General features: G+C 74.9%; 15 protein-coding genes and 1 pseudogene. 11 read left to right on the plus strand and 5 right to left on the minus strand.

From position 1 onward, the window contains the following. Nucleotides 1–89 precede the first annotated feature (89 nt). A complete protein-coding gene (gene amrS / locus A2CP1_RS00520; protein WP_012631550.1) occupies nucleotides 90–1,160 on the plus strand; it encodes an AmmeMemoRadiSam system radical SAM enzyme in 1,071 nt (356 codons plus the stop codon). Between the two features lie 391 nt (nucleotides 1,161–1,551). On the opposite strand, the pseudogene A2CP1_RS00525 reads toward amrS, so the two are convergent. Together A2CP1_RS00525 and A2CP1_RS00530 are read right to left on the minus strand one after the other, a co-directional pair. Further along, a pseudogene (locus A2CP1_RS00525) lies at nucleotides 1,552–2,260 on the minus strand (IS1182-like element ISAde2 family transposase); the annotation flags it as partial. 65 nt (nucleotides 2,261–2,325) lie between these two features. Further along, nucleotides 2,326–2,688, minus strand: coding sequence for a hypothetical protein (locus tag A2CP1_RS00530; protein WP_012631552.1), 363 nt, complete (start codon nucleotides 2,686–2,688; stop codon nucleotides 2,326–2,328). 263 nt (nucleotides 2,689–2,951) lie between these two features. Here A2CP1_RS00530 and lolA point away from each other — a divergent pair, with 263 nt between their 5' ends. From lolA to A2CP1_RS00555, 5 genes are all read left to right on the plus strand, one after another. Next, on the plus strand, nucleotides 2,952–3,632 hold the full coding sequence (lolA, locus tag A2CP1_RS00535) for an outer membrane lipoprotein periplasmic chaperone LolA (RefSeq protein ID WP_012631553.1): 681 nt from the start codon (nucleotides 2,952–2,954) through the stop codon (nucleotides 3,630–3,632). Between the two features lie 16 nt (nucleotides 3,633–3,648). Next, entirely contained in the window at nucleotides 3,649–5,121 is a 1,473-nt protein-coding gene (locus A2CP1_RS00540; RefSeq protein WP_012631554.1) for a helicase HerA-like domain-containing protein, read from the plus strand. A gap of 100 nt (nucleotides 5,122–5,221) precedes the next feature. Further along, nucleotides 5,222–6,640: a sensor histidine kinase gene (locus A2CP1_RS00545; protein ID WP_012631555.1), complete on the plus strand. Its 1,419-nt coding sequence runs from the start codon at nucleotides 5,222–5,224 to the stop codon at nucleotides 6,638–6,640. A 9-nt stretch (nucleotides 6,641–6,649) separates the two neighbouring features. Then, entirely contained in the window at nucleotides 6,650–7,504 is an 855-nt protein-coding gene (locus tag A2CP1_RS00550; protein ID WP_012631556.1) for a DUF1684 domain-containing protein, read from the plus strand. Nucleotides 7,505–7,760: 256 nt separating this feature from the next. Then, nucleotides 7,761–8,195, plus strand: a complete 435-nt coding sequence (locus A2CP1_RS00555; RefSeq protein ID WP_245529936.1) for a bacteriohemerythrin — start codon at nucleotides 7,761–7,763, stop codon at nucleotides 8,193–8,195. Between the two features lie 12 nt (nucleotides 8,196–8,207). Here the strand turns inward: A2CP1_RS00555 and rimO are convergent, their stop codons facing one another. The 3 genes from rimO to A2CP1_RS00570 form a co-directional block, all read right to left on the minus strand. Continuing rightward, a complete protein-coding gene (gene rimO, locus A2CP1_RS00560; protein WP_012631558.1) occupies nucleotides 8,208–9,617 on the minus strand; it encodes a 30S ribosomal protein S12 methylthiotransferase RimO in 1,410 nt (469 codons plus the stop codon). An 84-nt stretch (nucleotides 9,618–9,701) separates the two neighbouring features. Beyond that, the gene (locus A2CP1_RS00565) at nucleotides 9,702–10,190 is read right to left on the minus strand and encodes a YajQ family cyclic di-GMP-binding protein (protein WP_012631559.1); all 489 of its coding nucleotides are present in this window, start codon (nucleotides 10,188–10,190) and stop codon (nucleotides 9,702–9,704) included. Nucleotides 10,191–10,229: 39 nt separating this feature from the next. Then, nucleotides 10,230–11,882: a ribonuclease J gene (locus tag A2CP1_RS00570; protein WP_245529938.1), complete on the minus strand. Its 1,653-nt coding sequence runs from the start codon at nucleotides 11,880–11,882 to the stop codon at nucleotides 10,230–10,232. A gap of 96 nt (nucleotides 11,883–11,978) precedes the next feature. Here A2CP1_RS00570 and A2CP1_RS00575 point away from each other — a divergent pair, with 96 nt between their 5' ends. From A2CP1_RS00575 to glgC, 5 genes are all read left to right on the plus strand, one after another. Continuing rightward, nucleotides 11,979–13,106, plus strand: coding sequence for a hypothetical protein (locus A2CP1_RS00575; RefSeq protein ID WP_012631561.1), 1,128 nt, complete (start codon nucleotides 11,979–11,981; stop codon nucleotides 13,104–13,106). 22 nt (nucleotides 13,107–13,128) lie between these two features. Next, nucleotides 13,129–15,522 (plus strand): ATP-dependent helicase, encoded by a 2,394-nt coding sequence (locus tag A2CP1_RS00580; RefSeq protein WP_012631562.1) that lies wholly within the window; start codon nucleotides 13,129–13,131, stop codon nucleotides 15,520–15,522. A gap of 96 nt (nucleotides 15,523–15,618) precedes the next feature. Then, a complete protein-coding gene (gene add, locus A2CP1_RS00585) occupies nucleotides 15,619–16,749 on the plus strand; it encodes an adenosine deaminase (protein ID WP_012631563.1) in 1,131 nt (376 codons plus the stop codon). Beyond that, nucleotides 16,746–17,231: a methylated-DNA--[protein]-cysteine S-methyltransferase gene (locus A2CP1_RS00590; RefSeq protein ID WP_012631564.1), complete on the plus strand. Its 486-nt coding sequence runs from the start codon at nucleotides 16,746–16,748 to the stop codon at nucleotides 17,229–17,231. The genes add and A2CP1_RS00590 overlap by 4 nt, the downstream gene beginning before the upstream one ends. A gap of 147 nt (nucleotides 17,232–17,378) precedes the next feature. Further along, nucleotides 17,379–18,620, plus strand: coding sequence for a glucose-1-phosphate adenylyltransferase (gene glgC, locus A2CP1_RS00595; RefSeq protein ID WP_012631565.1), 1,242 nt, complete (start codon nucleotides 17,379–17,381; stop codon nucleotides 18,618–18,620). Nucleotides 18,621–18,672 lie beyond the last annotated feature (52 nt).

Genomic DNA, 18,672 nt, shown 5'->3' on the forward strand with positions numbered 1-18,672 from the left:
CGAGCCCGCCTGCAGGCCCACCGCACCGGCGGGAGGGGCCCCGCCCGCCCCCCGGTCGCTTCGCGCGGCCGCGGCGCTAGGATCGCTCCATGATCCACGAGGCGCGCTACTGGGAGCCCGCGGCCGCCGGAAAGGTCCGCTGCACGCTGTGTCCGCGCGACTGCCGGATCGGGGAAGGGCAGGCCGGGTTCTGCTTCGTCCGGCGGAACGAGGGCGGCAAGCTCGTCACCTCCGCCTGGGGCCGATCGACGGGGTTCGCCGTCGATCCCATCGAGAAGAAGCCGCTCGCGCACTTCCACCCGGGGGCGCGGGTGCTCTCGTTCGGCACCGCCGGGTGCAACCTCGGCTGCCGCTTCTGCCAGAACTGGGACATCTCCAAGGCGCGCCTCGACGAGCTGCACTCCGAGGTGGACTGGACGCCGGAGCGGGTGGTGGCGCTGGCGCGCGAGGCCGGCTGCCCGGGCATCGCCTTCACCTACAACGACCCCATCATCTGGGCGGAGTACGCCATCGACGTGGCCGACGCGGCGCGCGCGGCGGGGCTGTTCACGGTGCTGGTGACGAACGGCTACGTCTCGCCCGACGCGCGGCGCGATCTGTTCGCGCGCGCCGACGCGACCAACGTGGACCTGAAGGCGTTCACCGAGGAGTTCTACCGGCGGCAGACGTTCTCGCACCTCGCGCCGGTGCTCGAGACGCTGGAGTGGCTGGCGCGCGAGACGGACGTCTGGACCGAGGTGACGACGCTCCTCATCCCCGGCCTGAACGACGGCGACGCCGAGCTGCGCGACCTGGCCGGCTGGATCCGCGATCACATGGGCCGGGAGGTGCCGCTCCACTTCAGCGCGTTCCACCCGGCGTACAAGCTGACCGACCGGCCCCGCACGCCGCCCGCCACGCTCACCCGCGCCCGCGCGATCGCCCGGGCCGAGGGGCTGCGCCACGTCTACACCGGCAACGTCCACGACCCGGAGGGCGACACCACCTTCTGCCCGGGCTGCGGCGCCCGGGTCATCGAGCGCGACGGGTTCGCGGTGAGGGCGGTGCGGATGAAGGGCGGCGCCTGCGCGGCCTGCGGGACGCGCATCGCCGGGCGCTTCGGCGACGAGGGGGTCCGGCTCGACGACGGGATCCCGCTGCCGCTCGGCGTCCCGGTGTGACCGGGCCGCGCGGGAGGCTCAGAGCGCGTGAATCCATCCCCGGACCGAGCCAGGCGGTCGAGCCGCGAGCAGCGCGAGGCGCGACGACCGAGCATGCCCCGAGGCATGTGAGGGAGGAGCAACGACGCGATGCGACGCGGATCGGCCGCCGCGGCGACCGGAGGGGATGGGTTCACGTGCTCTCAGGGACCGTGAAGTAATCCGTCCGCGCTGCGGGTGCGGCGCGGGCAGGCGCCCGGGGTCGAGACGCGCCCACCTTCGGGGACGCGGGGGCGTCGGAGGGCTCGTTCAGCCGGCGGAGCTCGGTCCGGCGCCGGGAGTCCCGTCCGGAGGCGATTAGGCCGAGAGTCTGCTCGCGATGAGACGCATGATGTTGAAGCTGATCGCGGCGAGCAGCACGAGGGCTTCTTCTCGTCTCGCTCGACGCGCTGCTTCTCGACGACTTCGACCTCCGCAAGTGCGGCCTCGACGGCATCGAGCCGAGCTTGCGCGGCCCGCTCCTTCGCAGCCTGAACACGCTTCGTCGAAGCTGACGGATCGCTCTCGATCTCGCGCCTGAGCTTTCGGACCTGTTCCTCGGCTTCTTTGCGGCAGCGCTCCAGTGACTGACGACGCCGGAAGCTCGCCGCGCCGGCGCTCGCCCGGACCTTCATCCCGTCCTGCGCCACGCGCCGGAGCTGCACCACGCCTTCCTTCATGAGCGCGGCCAGCACCTGCGTCATGAGCCGGTCGAGCTTCTTCCCGTGCTCCACGCGAAAGTCGGCGAGCGTATGGTGGTTCACCGGCACCCCGCCGCAGATCCAGCGGTAGGGCGCGTCCCGCTCGCACAGCCGCTCGAGCAACCGCGCGCTCCCCACGCCCTCCGAGTTGGCGAACAGCCACAGCGCGAGCAGCACCGCCGGGTCCGTCGCTGGCCGCCCAGCATTGCTGCCGCGCGACGCGATCTCGTCGTAGAACGCCGACAGGTCCAGCCGCTCGACCAACGTCCAGATGGCGCGAACCGGGTGCTCGTCCGGGACCAGCGCTTCGAGGTCCGTCGGCTGCAGCGAGAGTTGATTTCGGACCGGCCTCACCACCCGCGGCGCGTCGTGTTCGCTCACGCCCCGAGAAGATCACGGCCGGCGGCCACAGTCCATGGGGCACCGGCCGATTCCTTCACGCTCTCTCAGGGCTCGACCGACTGGACCGGCTCGCCCTCGAGCGCGGCGGCCGCGGCGGGGATGCAGGCCGTCTCCGGCTCGTCCGACGACAGGCCGCAGGAGGCCTTGCCGCAGGCGGTGTTGATCCACTCGCAGAACTCGGCCCCGTCCGGCGCGCGGCAGGTCTTCAGCCGCTGGTCGCAGAGGTGCTCGACGTCCTTCGACGGGTTGTGGTTCTGCAGCTGCTCCTTCACGCTCCGCTCGCAGGCGTCGCGCGTGGTGCCGACGCCCACGCACCGGCAGAGCCGATCGCCCAGGTCCTGGCAGGGACCGGAGCAGCCGGCGAGGGCGAACGTCAGGGCGATGGGGACGAGGAGCAGGCGGCGCATTCGGAGGGCGGGAGGATCACCCGAGCGTCCCCGGCCGTCAAGGACCGCCGACCGGCTGAGAGCACGTGAACCCATCCCCTCCCGTCGCCGCGGCGGCCGATCCGCGTCGCATCGCTTCGGTTGCTCCTCCCTCACATGCCGACGGGCATGCTCGGTCGTCGCGCCTCGCGCTGCTCGCGGCTCGACCGCCTGGCTCGGTCCGGGGATGGATTCACGCGCTCTGAATGCGCCGCCGCGACGGGCCGTCTGGTATCTAGACCGCCATGACCTCGAGCTTCCTCCTCGCCCTGCCCGTCGCGCTCGCCCTCGCCGCGTCCGGTCCGGCCCCTGCCGCGGCGGAGCCCGGCGGCGCCGCGGCGGCGCGCACGCTCGAGGATCCGCGCGCGCTCGCCCGGAAGGTCCAGGCGTTCTACGAGCGGACCCGCGACCTCGAGGCGCGCTTCCGCCAGGCCTACACCTACGCCGGCTTCGGCCGCCGGCAGACGTCCTCGGGCACGCTGCGCGTGAAGAAGCCCGGGATGATGCGCTGGGACTACGAGAAGCCGGCGGCGAAGACGGTCGCGGTGAAGGGCTCGCGGCTGGTGCAGTACGAGCCGGAGGAGAACCAGGCCTACGTGGACGAGGCGTTCGACAGCTCGGCCATGAGCGCGGCGGTGACGTTCCTGCTCGGCAAGGGCGACCTCCTGCGCGAGTTCGACGTCTCGCTCGACGGCTCGGGCGCGCTGCTGCTCCGGCCGAAGGAGTCCGATCCGCGGGTCGAGTCCATCGCGCTCACCGTGGCGGCGGACGGGCAGGTGACCGCCACCCGCGTGGTGGACGGCGCCGGGAACGCGAACGAGATCCGCTTCGAGGACGTCCGGCGGAACGTGGGCCTGCCCGACGCCGCCTTCGAGGTGAAGCTCCCCCGGGACGTCCGCCGGATCGCGGCGCCGAAGGCCCAGTAGTCGTATCCTGGGGCCCATGTCCGACCCCATCCTCGTCGCGAAGGCCGCCCGCGCGGGCGCCGGCTTCACCGACCTCGCCCTGCTGCCCCGGCTCGCCAACCGGCACGGCCTGGTGGCCGGCGCCACCGGCACCGGCAAGACCGTCACGCTCCGCGTGCTGGCCGAGGGCTTCAGCCGCCTGGGCGTGCCGGTGTTCCTGGCCGACGTGAAGGGCGACCTCTCCGGCATGGCGCGCCCGGGCGGCGAGGCGCCGAAGCTCGCCGAGCGCGCGCAGCAGCTCGGGATCGCGCTCGCGCCCGAGGCCTGCCCGGTGGCGTTCCTCGACGTGTACGGCGAGGCCGGCCACCCGCTCCGGACCACCATCTCCGAGATGGGGCCGCTGCTGCTGGCGCGCGTGCTCGGGCTGAACGACGTGCAGGCCGGCGTGCTGAACGTGGCCTTCCGCGCGGCGGACGAGGGCGGGCTGCTCCTGCTCGACCTGAAGGATCTGCGCGCCATGCTGGAGCACGTCTCCGAGAACGCGGCGGCGCTCCGCGCGCGCTACGGGAACGTCTCGCCCACCAGCGTGGGCGCCATCCAGCGCGCGCTCCTCGCGCTCGAGTCGCAGGGGGCCGACCGGCTCTTCGGCGAGCCGGCGCTGGCGCTCGAGGACCTGCTCCGCACCGACCTCTCCGGCCGCGGCCAGGTCACCATCCTCCACGCCGAGAAGCTGATCCGCGCGCCCACGCTCTACGCCACGCTGCTCCTGTGGCTGCTCTCCGAGCTGTTCGAGCAGCTCCCGGAGGTGGGCGACCCGGAGAAGCCGCGCCTGGTGTTCTTCTTCGACGAGGCCCACCTCCTGTTCGACGACGCGCCGGACGAGCTGCGGCAGAAGGTCGAGCAGGTGGTCCGGCTGGTCCGCTCGAAGGGCGTGGGCGTCTACTTCGTCACCCAGAACCCGCTCGACGTGCCGGACGTGGTGCTGGGCCAGCTCGGCAACCGGGTGCAGCACGCGCTGCGCGCGTTCACCCCCCGCGACCAGAAGGCGGTGCGCGCCGCCGCCGAGACGTTCCGGGCCAACCCGGGGGTGGACGTGGAGCGCGCCATCACCGAGCTGGGCGTGGGCGAGGCGCTGGTCTCGTTCCTGGACGAGAAGGGAACGCCGCACCCGGTGGAGCGGGCCTGGGTGCTGCCGCCGCGGTCGAGGCTCGCCCCGCTCACCGCCGAGGAGCGCGCCCAGGTCGTGGCGTCCTCCCCGCTGCGCGGGCGCTACGACGCGCCGGTGGACCGCGAGTCGGCCTACGAGCTCCTGCAGCGCCGCGCCCGGGCGACCGTCGCCGAGCCCGCCCCGGGCGGCCGGGCCGCGCCGGCGCCGCGCACCGTCGGCACCGAGGCCGCCTCGGCCCTGGGCAAGATGGCGCAGAGCGCGATGCGCGCGGCCGGGACGCAGCTCGGCCGGGAGATCATGCGGGGCATCCTCGGGTCGATGTTCGGCGGGCGCCGGCGGTGAGCGTCCCGCCGCCGGCGTGGGAGGCGGCGGCCCGATCTCCGTCGAGCACGTACCCGGAGCGAACGCGCCCGCCGTTATGATGGCGGGCGGGGGTTCTGGGATGCTCGAAGCGGCAGACGCGGCGCTCCGCGCGGCGGTGGCGGACGCGGTGCGCGAGGCGCGGAGGCGCAGCGCGGAGGCGGTGGCCTGGATGCGCGTGGCGCTCCGCGGCGCCATCCTGCTCGTCTACCTGCCCGGCTGGCACGAGCCCGCCCCGTGGCACGCCGCGGCGCTCCGGGTGAGCGTCGCCTACCTGGCCTTCGCGGGGGGCGTCCTGGCGCTGCTGCGCCGTCGGTGGCGCTGGGAGGCGGTGGCGCTCGGGGCCGCCGCCATCGATCTCGCGGTGGTCGCGGTGGGCAGCTGGCGCGTGGTCGCGCTGGCGGGCGGCAACCTGGCGCTCGCGGTCGCGGCCGGCGCGGGCAACGGCATGATGCTGATGGTGATCCTGTTCGCCGCGCTGGCGCTGCCGGCGGCCCCGGCCGCGGCGATCTCGGCGGTCGCGGTCGCGAACCAGATGGCGCTCGCGGCGCACTCCGACGTGTCCTGGCGGCTGGTGCTGGTGGTCGGCCTGATGCTGTCGGCGGCCGCGTTCGTCGCCATCCGGAACACCATGCGCGCGACGGCGCTGGCGGCGCGGCTCGCGGCCGAGACCTACACGGCCTCGCTCTGCCGCGCGCACGGGGAGGCGATGGCGCGGGCGAGCGCGGAGGCGGTGGCGCAGCGCGACGAGGTGGTGGCCGCGCACCGCCAGGCCCGCGACCTGGTGCGCCTGATGGTGCACGACCTCAAGAACCCGCTCGCCGCGCTGCTGCAGTACCTGCGCCTCGCCGAGGTCGAGCTGCGCGGCCAGCCGGGGGCGGGGCCGGTGCGCGAGGACCTGGCGCAGGCGGAGGGCGAGGGGCAGCGGCTCTCCGAGATGATCGGCGACCTGCTCGCGATCTCGCGCCTGGAGACGGGGCCGGTCCGCCTGGCCGCGGATCCGGTGTCGGTCGGGGACCTGCTGCAGGCGGTGGCGCGGAGCTGCGCGCCGCACGCGCGGGAGCGCGGGGTGACGCTCTCGGTGCGCGGCGGGGAGGACCTGGTGGTCCGGATCGACCGCGACCTCTCGCGCCGCCTGCTCGAGAACCTGGTCTCGAACGCGCTCCGGCACTGCCGGACCGGGGACCGGGTCGAGCTGGCGGGCGAGGCGGACGGGGAGGGGGTGCGGCTCGCGGTCCGGAACTCCGGGCCGCCGGTGCCGGCCGCCATCCGCGCCCACCTGTTCGAGAAGTTCGCGCCGGGCGAGGCGCGCGAGTGGACCAGCGCCGGCCTGGGGCTGTACCTGTGCCGGCTGGTGGCGGAGGCGCACGGCGGCGGGGTGGCGCTGGTGGACACGCCGGGCTGGACCGTCAGCTTCGAGGCGCGCCTCGCGCCGCCGCAGGCCGGCGGGGAGGCGGCGCCGCACGCGGCCGCGCTGGCGCCGGAGCGCCGGCCGGGCTAACACCCGGCCATGCCCGGGAACCTCGCGCCGCTCTCGCTGGTCCTCCTCCCGCTCGTGCTCGCCGCGTGCAACCGCCGCCCGCCCGCCGACCCGGCGTTCGCGGCGGAGTGGAAGGCGTGGCACGACCGCCGCGAGGAGCGGCTGCGGACGCCCACCGGCTGGCTCGCGCTCACCGGCCTGCACTGGCTCGAGCCGGGCGAGAACCGCATCCCCGGCCTGCCGGGGACGTTCACGCTGGAGGCCGGCCGGGTGACGCTCGCCGCCGCCCGGTCCGACGGGTACGTGCTGGGCGGCGCGCCGGTGGAGCGGCGGGCGCTGGCGCCGGACAGCGCCGGCGAGCCGGATCGGGTCCAGGTGGGCTCGGTGACGCTGGCGGTGATCGAGCGCTCGGGCCGGTTCGCGGTGCGGGTGTGGGACGCGGCCGCCCCGGCGCGCACCGGGTTCCGCGGCATCGAGGCCTACCCGCCCGATCCGCGCTGGCGGATCGAGGCGCGCTGGGAGGCGTATCCCTCGCCGCGCGAGGTGGAGGTGCCGAGCGTCATCGGCGTCGCGACCCGCGAGCTGGCGCCCGGGCGCGCCCACTTCACCGTCGAGGGCCGGGAGCTCACGCTCGAGCCGACCGCGGAGGAGGACGGCGGGCTGTTCTTCGTGTTCAAGGACGCGACCTCGCGCGACGCGACCTACGGCGCCGGCCGCTTCCTCTCCGCCGGGGCGCCGCGCGAAGGGAAGGTGGTGCTCGACTTCAACCGCAGCGTGAACCCGCCCTGCGCGTTCTCCGCGTTCGCCACCTGCCCGCTCCCCACGCCGGAGAACGTGCTCCCGGTCCGGATCGAGGCGGGCGAGAAGCGGTACTCGGATCACTAGGGGTTCACGCAGCGTCCGCGCTCGCGCCGTCCCCCGGCGGCGCCCGATATCGCCGATCCCCCGGGCGGGCGAGTCGCCGGGCACGCACGGCGTGACCCGGGGGTCGCGCCTGGCGGCAGGTCTTGCGCGGGCCGCGCCCGCGGCGGTGGCGTGCGATCCAGGGATTCCGCGGCCGTGCTCGCGGGGGCCGCACGGTGCGTGGAATGGGCCGGGTGCTTGCACGGACGTGCGGCCGGAGGGGGCTCCGCACATGGGCATGGAATGGACCGCGCGCCTCGCGGTCGGCATCGACGACATCGACGCACAGCACCGGGAGCTGTTCCGCCGGGTGAACGGGCTCGTGACCGCCATGGGCGAGCGCCGCGGCCGCGAGGAGCTCGCCGAGGTGGTGGCGTTCCTGCGCGCGTACGTGGACGTCCACTTCGAGGCGGAGGCGCGGCTCATGGCACGCACCCGCTACCCGGGCCGCGCGTTCCACGCGGCCGAGCACGCGCACTTCCGCGCGCAGGTGGAGGAGGTCGCGTCGCGCATCGCCGCGGATGGGGCCGAGTCGCACCACGCGGTGAAGCTGGCCGGGCTCCTGTGCGAGTGGCTCCGGCAGCACGTGCTGCTCACGGATCGGCAGCTCGCCGATCACGTCCGGGCGGAGGACTTGCTCGACGACCGGTGGCGGGGCGGGGGGGAGGGTTGACGCGGGCGCCGGCTAGCCGAGCACGTTCAGGCCGCCCTTGCGCGGCGCGGGGGGGCGCGGGGCGGCGGGCAGCGGGCGGGCGGCGCGCGACGGGTCGCGGGCGACCACGCGGCCGACGAGGTCGTACTCGGCGGCGTCGGTGATCTCCACGGTCACGATCTCGCCGGGGTACGCCACGCCGTCGTTGATGTACGTGAGCCCGTCGATCTCGGGCGCCTGCTGGGCGTGGCGGCCGGCGAGCAGGTGCTCGGTCTCCTCGGCGCGACCCTCCACCAGCACCTCGACGCGGCGGCCGATCATGGCCTGCTGGTGGGCGCGCGAGATCGCCTGCTGCACGGCCATGATCCGGTCGCGCCGCTCGCGCTTCAGCGCGTCGGGCACCTGGTCCGCCATCTCGGCGGCGGGGGTGCCCTCCTCGGCGGAGTACTCGAAGACGCCGAGCCGCTCGAAGCGCTGCTCCTCCACGAAGCGGAGCAGGTCCTCGAAGTCGGCCTCGGTCTCGCCGGGCAGGCCGACGATCAGCGCGGTGCGCAGCGCGAGGCCGGGGATCCGGGAGCGGAGCCGCGCGAGCAGGTCGCGCAGGAACACCGAGTCGCGGCCGCGCTTCATGGCCCGGAGCAGCCGGTCCGAGCTGTGCTGGAGCGGCATGTCCAGGTACTTCACGATCTTGGGCTCGTCGGCGATCGCGGCCACCAGCGCGTCGGGCACGTCGCGGGGGTAGGCGTAGTGCAGGCGGATCCAGCGGATGCCGTCCACCTTCGCGAGCTCGGGCAGCAGGTGGTGCAGGCGCACCTTGCCGGGCAGGTCCTGCCCGTACGCGGTGAGGTCCTGCGCGACGAGCGACAGCTCCACCGTCCCCTGCGCGGCGAGCGCGGCGGCCTCGGCCACCAGGTCGTCGATGGGGCGCGAGCGCTGGCCGCCGCGCAGCTTGGGGATGATGCAGAACGCGCAGGCGTTGTCGCAGCCCTCCGCGATCTTGAGGTAGGCGGTGTGCGACGGCAGCGAGTTCACCCGCGGCGTCGCGGACGAGTGCACGAAGTCGGGGTCGGGGACGACCAGGCGCTTCGCCTGCGCGTCGGAGACGATCCGGGCCACGTCCTGGTAGGCGCCGGTGCCGAGGAAGTGGTCGACCTCGGGCAGCTCGCGGGCGAGCTCCTCGGCGTGCCGCTGCACCAGGCACCCGGTCACGACCAGCTTGCGGCACCGCCCCTCGCGCTTCTGGTCGGCGAGCTCGACGATGGCCTCGACCGACTCCTCCTTGGCGCTCTCGATGAAGCCGCAGGTGTTGACGACGATGACCTCGGCCTGCGCCGGGTCCTGCACCAGCCGGTAGCCGGCCTCGGCGAGCGTGCCGAGCATCACCTCGCTGTCGACCCGGTTCTTCGGGCAGCCGAGGGTGTGCATGTAGACGCGGGTGGCCATGGGGAGGCGCGATCTAACAGACCGGGGGGCCCGGGGCAATCCAGCCCCCTCCCCAGGCCGGGGGAGGGGCGGCGCGGCGCCGGGTCAGTCCCGGAAGTTCTGGAACTGCAGCGGGATGGGGAACGCGGCCGCGCGGATGGCGTGGATGGCGGCCTGCAGGTCGTCGCGCTTCTTGCCGGTCACCCGCACCGCCTCGCCCTGGATGGCGGCCTGCACCTTGATCCCGCTCTCCTTCACCTTCGCCACGATCTTCCGGGCGTCCTCGATCTTCAGCCCGCGCTTCAGCTTCACGAGCTGGCGCACGTGGCCGCCGGAGGCGGGCTCGAGCTTCTGCGGGTCGAGCGACTCGAGCGCCACGCCGCGCTTCGCCAGCTTCTCCATCAGCACCTGCAGCGCCGCCTCGGCCCGCCCCTCCGAGCCGGCCCGGATCAGCACGTTCTGCTCCTTGTCGCGCTCGAGCTCGGTGTGGGTGCCCTTGAAGTCGAAGCGCTGCGCGATCTCCTTGCGCGCCTGGTTGAACGCGTTCTCGACCTCCATCAGGTCCACCTCGGACACGACGTCGAAGCTCGGCACGGCTGCCTCCAGGCTCTCGGCGGCGCGGGGCCGCCCGGTTCACAGCTCCAGGACCACCGGTAGCACGGGCGGCTTCTTGCCGGTGGTCCGGCGGAAGAAGCGGCGCACCGCGAGGCGCACCGCCTCCTGCACCTCGGCGGGATCGGTGCGCGCCTTCGGCGAGAGGTCGCCCAGCCCGGCCAGGATCTCGGCGCGGAGCTCCTCCTCCGCCCCCTCGAACCCGGCCACGCCGCGCGCGAACAGCTCCGGGCCGCGCACCACCGCGCCGGTGGTCCGCTCGATGGCCAGCACCGCGATGCACAGGCCGGTCTCGGCGAGCAGGCGGCGGTCGCGCACCACCAGCGCGCCGATGTCGGCGCCGAGGAGCGCGTCGCGGTCCGTGTACACGCGGCCGGTCGCCACCGGCTCGTCCAGCACCCGCACGCCGGCGTCGGCGAGCTCCAGCACCTGCCCGTCCACCAGCACGTCGCGTCCGGCCACGCCCTCGGCCGCGGCGTGGGCGGCGTGCCGGGAGAGGTGCCGGTACTCGCCGTGGATGGGCACGAAGTGGGCCGGGCGGGCGAGCCGGATCAGTCGGCGCTGCTCGTCCGCCTGGGCGTGGCCGGACACGTGGAGCGGCGCGAGGCCCTCGTACGCGACCTCGGCGCCGCGCCGGCAGAGCTCGTTCACCACCTGGCCGATCGCGATCTCGTTCCCGGGGATGAAGCGCGACGACAGCACCACCAGGTCGCCCGGCGAGACGGCGAGGTCCGGGTGCTCGCCGCGGGCGAGGCGCGCGAGCGCGCTGCGCGGCTCGCCCTGGGTGCCGGTGGTGAGGACGCACAGCTCGCGCGGCGGCAGCGTCCTCGCCTCCTCGGGCGACACCGGCATCCAGCCGGGCAGCTCGAGGTACCCGAGCTCCTGCGCGAGCCGCGCGTTCGCCTCCATGGAGCGGCCCAGGAACGCGACCCGCCGGCCGAAGGCGCGCGCCGCGTCCACGATCTGCTGCAGCCGGTGGACGTTGGAGGCGAAGCAGGCCACGAACACCCGGCCGCGCGCCAGCTCGAACGCCTGCTCCAGCGCCGGGCCCACCTGCGACTCCGAGAGCGAGGTCCCCTCGCGCTCGGCGTTGGTGGAGTCGGAGAGCAGGAGCCGCACGCCCTTGCGCCCGAGCGCCTCGATGCGGCCGAGATCCATGCCGGGGCCGCGCACCGGCGCCGGGTCGATCTTGAAGTCGCCGGAGTGGAGCAGCGTCCCCTGCGGCGTCGAGAGCGCCAGGCCGCAGGCGTCGGGGATGGAGTGGGTGACCGAGAAGAACTCGGCCGCGATGGGCGAGGCGTCGCCGGCGGGCCGGACGTCGCCGGGGCGGACCTCGCGCAGATCGGCGCGCACGCCCGCCTCGTCGAGCCGCGGGCGGAGCAGCGCGAGCGTGAAGCGCGTGCCGTAGACCGGCACCGGGACCTCCCGGAGCAGGAACGGCAGCGCGCCCAGGTGATCCTCGTGGCCGTGCGTGAGGAACACCGCGCCCACCTGCTCGCGCCGCTCGCGCAGCCAGGAGAGGTCCGGCGCGATCAGGTCGACGCCCAGGCTCTCGTTCGGGAAGAGCACGCCGCAGTCCACCACGGCGATCCGGCCGTCGCACTCGACGGCCATGCAGTTCATCCCGATCTCCCCGAGCCCGCCCAGGGGCACGATCCGCACCGGCGCCGCCACGGGCCCAATCTACCGCCGGTCGCGCCCGGACGCAGCGCGCGCGCGCCGGCCCTCCGGGCTGCGGCCCCCCGGCGACCGTGGTAGCCTGCCCGCCCCGTGGTCGCCGCACGCCGCATCCTCGCGCTCCCGCTCGCGTTCGCGCTCGCCGCCCTGCCGGCGGCGCCCGGCGCCGACGGGCCGGCCCGCGGCGCGACGCCGGCCCCGCCCGCGGCCGAGGCCGAGCCGCGGGCCGCCGGCCCCGAGCTCGTGCGCCTCCGCTGGGCCTGGCCCGCGCCGCTCGAGGCGCAGGTGACCTGCCGCCGGACCCGGGTCCGCACCGGCGCGCCGCCCTCGGTGTTCACCGCGCGTTATAGGCAGCGCGCCGCCCTCGCCGGCGCCGGCGAGCCCGGGCTGGCCATCTCCACCCGCGGCACCACCTGGGAGGGCGATCTCCCGTGGGCGCCGCCGGTGGCGCGGCAGGCGCTGCACGCCTCCGAGCAGCTGGTGCAGCGCATCGGGCCGGACGGCGCGTTCGCGGCGCTGGAGGGCGCCGAGGCGCTGCGCCCGGCGCTGCGCAGCCTCGTGGACGGCGCGGGCGTGCAGGGCGCGCAGGCGGAGCGCGCCGTGGCGCGCGCGGAGGCCGCCGCCCGCGGCGAGGCCGAGGAGCTCTGGAACCTGTCGGTGGGGTTCTGGATCGACGCCGACCTGGTGCTGGGGCAGGAGTACGTGATGCCCTCGGAGACCGAGCTGCCGCTCCTCCCCGGCGTGCGCGGCCCGGCCTCGGTCGAGTTCGCGGTGCGCCGCCGGGTGCCCTGCGCCGCCGCCGAGCGCGCCGCGCGCTGCGTCGAGATCGTGCTCCACGCCACCCCGGAGCCGGCGGCGCTGGCCCGCCACGCGGCCGCGCTCCGGGCGCGGCTCGCCGAGGGCGCCGAGGGGCCGGTGGCGGTCCCGGCGGCCCACGGCCGCGACGGCGGCGAGCTGGAGGCCGAGGGCACGCTGGTGCTGGTGACCGATCCGGCCACGCTGGTGCCGCGGCGGGTGGCCTGGACGCGCGCGGTGCGGCTCGCGACGGGGGACGACGGCGCGCCCGCGCTCGAGCACGTGGACCGGGTCGAGTACGACTACCGCTATCCGGGGAAGGCGCCGGCCGCCCCGCCCGCCCATCGCCGCCGCCGCGTCCCGGGCACGCCGCTCGAGCCCGCCCCGGTGCCAGCCCCGGTGCCCGTGCAGTTGCCGGCGGCGTAGACCCCCTGCGGCCGCCGCCGCGTTGGGCTATCTTCCGGCCCCCGTGGCCGAGGACCTGCTCCAGGATCTCAACGACGCCCAGCGCGAGGCGGTGCTGCACGACGACGGCCCGCTGCTCGTGCTCGCCGGCGCGGGCAGCGGCAAGACGCGCGTCATCGTGCACCGCATCGCCCGGCTGGTGCGCGATCGCGGGGTGGTGCCCTGGCACGTGCTCGCGGTCACGTTCACCAACAAGGCCGCCGGCGAGATGCGCGAGCGGCTCGAGCGCCTGCTCGGCCCGCTGGCGCGCGAGCTGTGGGTCCAGACCTTCCACGCGTTCGGCGCCCGCTTCCTGCGCCGGGAGGCCGCCCGGGCCGGCCTCTCGCCCTCGTTCGCGATCTACGACGACGACGACCAGCTCCGGCTGGTGAAGGGGCTCCTCTCCGAGCTGGGCCTCGACGAGGGCGAGGGGCTCACCCCGCGCCAGGTCCTCTCGCAGATCGACCGCTGGAAGAACCAGGCGCTCCGCGCCGCCGAGGTGAAGGTCGCCGGGCTCGATCCGGAGGCCGCGCGCACGAAGGAGGTCTACCACCGCTACGAGCAGGCGCTGGCGCGCGCGGGCGCGGTGGACTTCGGCGACCTGCTGCTCCGGCCGGTGCGGCTGCTGGAGGAGGACGCGGCGCTGCGCGCCCGGTGGGCCGGCCGCTTCCGCTACCTGCTGGTGGACGAGTTCCAGGACACGAACCCGGTCCAGTACCGGCTGCTGCAGCTCCTCACCGGCCCGCGCCGCAACGTCTGCGTGGTGGGCGACGACGACCAGGCCATCTACCGCTGGCGCGGCGCCGACGTCTCCAACATCCTCGGCTTCGACGGCGACTTCCCGGGCACGAAGGTGGTGAAGCTGGAGCAGAACTACCGCTCCACCCGCACCATCCTCGACGCGGCGCACGCGGTGATCTCGCGGGCCCGGCGCCGGCGCGACAAGCGGCTCTGGACCGAGTCCGGGGCGGGCGCGCCGCTGGCGCTGCTGGTGGGAGAGGACGAGCACGCCGAGGCCGAGCGGATCGCGCGGGCGGTCGCGGCGGAGCGCGGCCGCGGCACCTCCGGCGACGAGATCGCGGTGCTGTACCGGACGAACGCGCAATCGCGGCCGCTCGAGGCGGCCATGCGGGCGGCGCGCATCCCGTACGTCATCGTCCGCGGCACGAGCTTCTACGAGCGGGCCGAGGTGCGGGACGCGGCCGCGTACCTGCGCCTCGCGCTCTCGCCCGCGTCCGACCTCGACCTCGAGCGGGTGGTGAACCGGCCGCCGCGCGGCATCGGGGACAAGACGGTGGAGCGGCTGCGGGCCCACGCCGCCGCCCGGGGCCTGCCGCTCGTCGAGGCGGTGGCGGAGCGCGACGCGGTGGCGGAGCTGAAGCCGGCCGCGCGCCGGGCGCTGGCCGAGTTCCACGCGCTCGTCACCGGCCTCGCCGCCGACGTCCCGGCGCTCGACGCCGGCGTGGCGGTGCAGGAGGTGCTGAAGCGCTCCGGCATGCTGGCGCGCCTCGAGGAGGAGCACACCGACGAGGCGGTGGAGCGGGCCGAGAACCTGGCCGAGCTGGTGGCCGCCGCGCGCGAGTTCGACGAGTCCATCGCCGGCGAGCCGCCGCCCGGCGATCCGGAGGAGGTGCGCCCGCCGCCGCTGGCCCGCTTCCTCGAGCAGATCGCGCTGCTCGGCGAGGCCGACGCCGCCACGCCGGAGGGGCGCGTCGCGCTCATGACGCTGCACGCGGCGAAGGGGCTCGAGTTCGAGGCGGTGTTCCTGGCCGGCATGGAGGACGGGACGCTGCCCTACGAGCGGCCCTGGGCCGACCAGACCGCGTCGGAGCGGGACGAGTCGCTCGACGAGGAGCGGCGCCTCTGCTACGTCGGCATGACCCGCGCCAAGCGGCGCCTCACGATCTCGCTGGCGCGGCGGCGCATCGGCTACGGCGAGAACGGCCCCTCCTACCGCAACATGGAGCCCTCGCGCTTCCTGCGCGACCTGCCGCCGGAGCTGTTCGGCGACGCGGTGGCGCGCGAGGTGCGCGCGCGCGAGGCGGCCCGGGCGGCGCCGGTGGCGCGCCCGCCCACCATCCGGCGGCTCCCCGGCGCGCTCGAGGGCGAGCCGCACATCGAGCTCGACGGCGACGAGCTCTCGCAGCCGGCCGCGCCCGCGCCGCGCGCCCGCCCGGCGGCGCCGCGCGGCGAGCCCACGGTGGACTACTCGTTCGACCAGCGCGGCGACGCCGGCGCGGCCGCCTTCTCGCGGGGCGAGCGGGTGGCGCACGCCTCGCTCGGCGAGGGCGTGGTGCTCGCCTGCGACGCGGGCGGCGCGGACGCGAAGGCCACCGTGCGGTTCGCCTCGGCCGGCGACAAGCGCGTCCTGGCGCGGTTCCTCCGGAGAGCCTTCTAGCGCGCCTGCCCCGTTCGCCGGGCGCGGGCCCCACCTCGCCGGGCGGCGCCCCCACCCGCCCCTCCCTCCGAGGCGGCGGCGGCGTATGATCCGGGCATGGCCCAGGCCGCCGCGACGACGCTCCCGCAGGTGACGGAGGCGCTCGTCCGCGACCTCCCCAAGACCGACCTGCACTGCCACCTCGACGGCTCGGTCCGGCTCGCCACCGTGCTGGACCTCGCCGCGCAGCAGGGGGTGCGCCTGCCCGCCGAGACGCCCGAGGGGCTCGCGAAGGCCATCCACATGGGCGAGGTGTGCGCCTCGCTGGAGGACTACCTCACCGCGTTCGACGTCACGCTCGCGGTGCTCCAGACCGAGGAGGCGCTGTACCGGACCGCCTACGAGCTCGCGCTCGACGCGGCCGCCGAGAACGTCCGCTACCTCGAGGTCCGCTACTCGCCGGTCCTGCACACCAGGAAGGGCCTGAAGCCCACCTCCATCGTGGACGCGGTGCTGGCCGGGCTGCGGGCGGCGCGGCGCGAGACCGGGATCGAGTCGAACGTCATCATCTGCGGGATCCGCCACATCGATCCCATGACCTCGGTGCGCCTCGCCGAGCTGGCGGTCGCGTACAAGGGCAAGGGCGTGGTGGGGTTCGACCTCGCCGGCGCGGAGGAGGGCCACCCGGCGCGGCGTCACCGCGACGCGGTCCAGCTCATCCTCGACAACAACGTGAACGTGACCATCCACGCCGGGGAGGCGTTCGGACCGGAGTCCATCGCGCAGGCGGTGCACTGGTGCGGCGCCCACCGCATCGGCCACGGCGTGCGGCTGCGCGAGAACGGCGACCTGCTCAACTACCTGAACGACCACCGCATCCCGCTGGAGATGTGCCCGTCGTCGAACGTCCAGACCGGCTCGGTGCAGGGCTTCGCGAGCCACCCGCTCAAGTTCTACTTCGACTTCGGCCTGCGGGTCTCGGTGAACACCGACAACCGCCTCATCACCGACACCACCGTCACGAAGGAGCTGCTGGTGGCGCACCGCGAGATGGGCTTCACGCTGGAGGACCTCTGCACCGTGCTGGTGCAGGGCTTCAAGAGCGCGTTCCTGCCGTTCCGCGACAAGCAGGAGCTGCTCCGGCGGGTGAACCTGGAGATCGCGCAGGTGCTCGCGCGCCACGGCGCGCCGGCGCCGGTCGCGGGCGACGGCGCGGCCCGCGCGGCGGTCGAGGCGGGGACGCCGTGACCGCGCGCCTGCGCTACCGCTCGCCGGTGGGGATCCTCACGGTCGAGGCGAGCGACGAGGGGGTGTTCGGCCTTTCGTTCGGCGATCGCGGGCCGTCGCGCCCCGGCCCGTCGGCGCGTGCGCGCGCCCACCTCGACGCGGCGGCGCGGGCGCTCGACGACTACTTCGCGGGCCGGCCGCCCTCGCTCCCGCCGCTCGTCCTCCAGGGGAGCCCGTTCCAGAAGCGTGTCTGGGACGCGCTCCTCGCCATCCCGTGGGGCGACACCCGCACCTACGGCGAGGTGGCCGAGGCGCTCGGCGCCGCGGGCGGCGCCCGGGCGGTGGGCGGCGCGAACCACGAGAACCCGGTCGCGATCCTGGTGCCGTGCCACCGGGTGGTGCAGGCCCGCGGGCGGCTGGGCGGCTACGGCGGCGGCGTGGAGGTGAAGCGCTGGCTGCTCGCGCACGAGGCGGCGCACGGCCCGGCGCTCCGGCCGGCGTGACCTCGCCGCGCCGCCCCCCCGACGAGGCGCGCGCGGGGGCGCAGCGCGGGCCGGGATCGCGCCGCCGCCCGCGCGCCCGCTTCCTTGCCCTGCCCCGAGCCGGTGCGTAGCATCGGAGGTGTTCCTCACCCTGGACCGGAGTCACGGATGGCGAAGCTGCTCGCGATGATCCTCGCCGGCGGAGAGGGGCGCCGGCTGGACCCGCTCACGCGCGATCGCGCGAAGCCGGCGGTGCCGTTCGGCGGCCGCTACCGGATCGTGGACTTCGTCCTGTCGAACATGGCGAACTCCGGCATCCTCAAGATGAAGGTGGTGGTGCAGTACAAGTCGGAGTCGCTCAACACGCACGTGCAGCGCGCCTGGCGCCTCACGTCGCTGCTCAACCAGTACGTGGAGCTGGTGCCGGCGCAGATGCGGGTCGGCCCGAAGTGGTTCGAGGGCTCGGCCGACGCCATCTACCAGAACCTGAACATCATCACCGACGAGGAGCCCGACTTCACGTTCGTGTTCGGCGCCGACCACGTCTACCGCATGGACGCGCGGCAGATGCTGGAGTTCCACCTCGACCGCAAGGCCGAGCTGACCGTGGCGGCGGTGCCCATCCCCGTCCAGGAGGCGAGCGAGTTCGGCATCATCGAGGTGGACGCCGACGGCCGGATGATCGGCTTCGTGGAGAAGCCGCAGTCGGCCCCCAAGACCATCCCCGGCGACCCGACCCGCTGCCTGGCCTCGATGGGCAACTACCTGTTCTCCACCGACGCGCTGGTGCAGGAGATCGTCCGCGACGCGGGCGACCCGTCGAGCGCGCACGACTTCGGCAAGTCCATCGTGGCGTCGATGTACCAGCGCAAGCGCGTGTACGTGTACGACTTCGCGCGGAACGTGGTGCCGGGGCAGACCGAGCGCGAGCGAGGCTACTGGCGCGACGTGGGCTCCATCGACGCCTACTTCCAGGCGAACATGGACCTGGTGGCGGTGGACCCGGTGTTCTCGCTCTACAACGACGAGTGGCCCATCTTCACGGTCCAGTACAACTACCCGCCGGCCAAGTTCGTGTTCAACAACGAGAGCGACCACCGCGTCGGGCGCGCCACCGACTCGCTGGTGTCGGAGGGCTGCATCATCTCCGGCTCCCACGTCCACCACTCCATCCTGTCGCCGAAGGTGCGGGTGAACAGCTACGCCACGGTGGACGAGTCGATCGTGTTCGAGAACGTGAACATCGGCCGCCACTGCCGGATCCGCCGCGCCATCATCGACAAGCACGTGGACATCCCCGCCCACACCACCATCGGCTACGACCACGAGAAGGACCGCAAGCACTTCCACGTGACCGAGAGCGGGATCGTGATCATCCCGAAGGGCATGCGGATCGAGGCGGGACGGTAGCGGGCGGCCCCTCGACTCCGCCCGCCTGCGGCGGTCCCTCGACTCCGCCCGC

It is taken from the genome of Anaeromyxobacter dehalogenans 2CP-1 (assembly GCF_000022145.1).
Taxonomy (GTDB): Bacteria; Myxococcota; Myxococcia; order Myxococcales; family Anaeromyxobacteraceae; genus Anaeromyxobacter; species Anaeromyxobacter dehalogenans.

Bases quoted from the DNA above. Each gene is read 5' to 3' on its own strand.
- add (WP_012631563.1), top strand. From the start codon at position 15,619: ATGGCCCAGGCCGCCGCGACGACGCTCCCGCAGGTGACGGAGGCGCTC.
- A2CP1_RS00530 (WP_012631552.1), bottom strand. From the start codon at position 2,688: ATGCGCCGCCTGCTCCTCGTCCCCATCGCCCTGACGTTCGCCCTCGCC.
- amrS (WP_012631550.1), top strand. From the start codon at position 90: ATGATCCACGAGGCGCGCTACTGGGAGCCCGCGGCCGCCGGAAAGGTC.
- lolA (WP_012631553.1), top strand. From the start codon at position 2,952: ATGACCTCGAGCTTCCTCCTCGCCCTGCCCGTCGCGCTCGCCCTCGCC.
- rimO (WP_012631558.1), bottom strand. From the start codon at position 9,617: ATGGCCACCCGCGTCTACATGCACACCCTCGGCTGCCCGAAGAACCGG.
- A2CP1_RS00540 (WP_012631554.1), top strand. From the start codon at position 3,649: ATGTCCGACCCCATCCTCGTCGCGAAGGCCGCCCGCGCGGGCGCCGGC.
- A2CP1_RS00550 (WP_012631556.1), top strand. From the start codon at position 6,650: ATGCCCGGGAACCTCGCGCCGCTCTCGCTGGTCCTCCTCCCGCTCGTG.
- A2CP1_RS00545 (WP_012631555.1), top strand. From the start codon at position 5,222: ATGCTCGAAGCGGCAGACGCGGCGCTCCGCGCGGCGGTGGCGGACGCG.
- A2CP1_RS00555 (WP_245529936.1), top strand. From the start codon at position 7,761: ATGGAATGGACCGCGCGCCTCGCGGTCGGCATCGACGACATCGACGCA.
- glgC (WP_012631565.1), top strand. From the start codon at position 17,379: ATGGCGAAGCTGCTCGCGATGATCCTCGCCGGCGGAGAGGGGCGCCGG.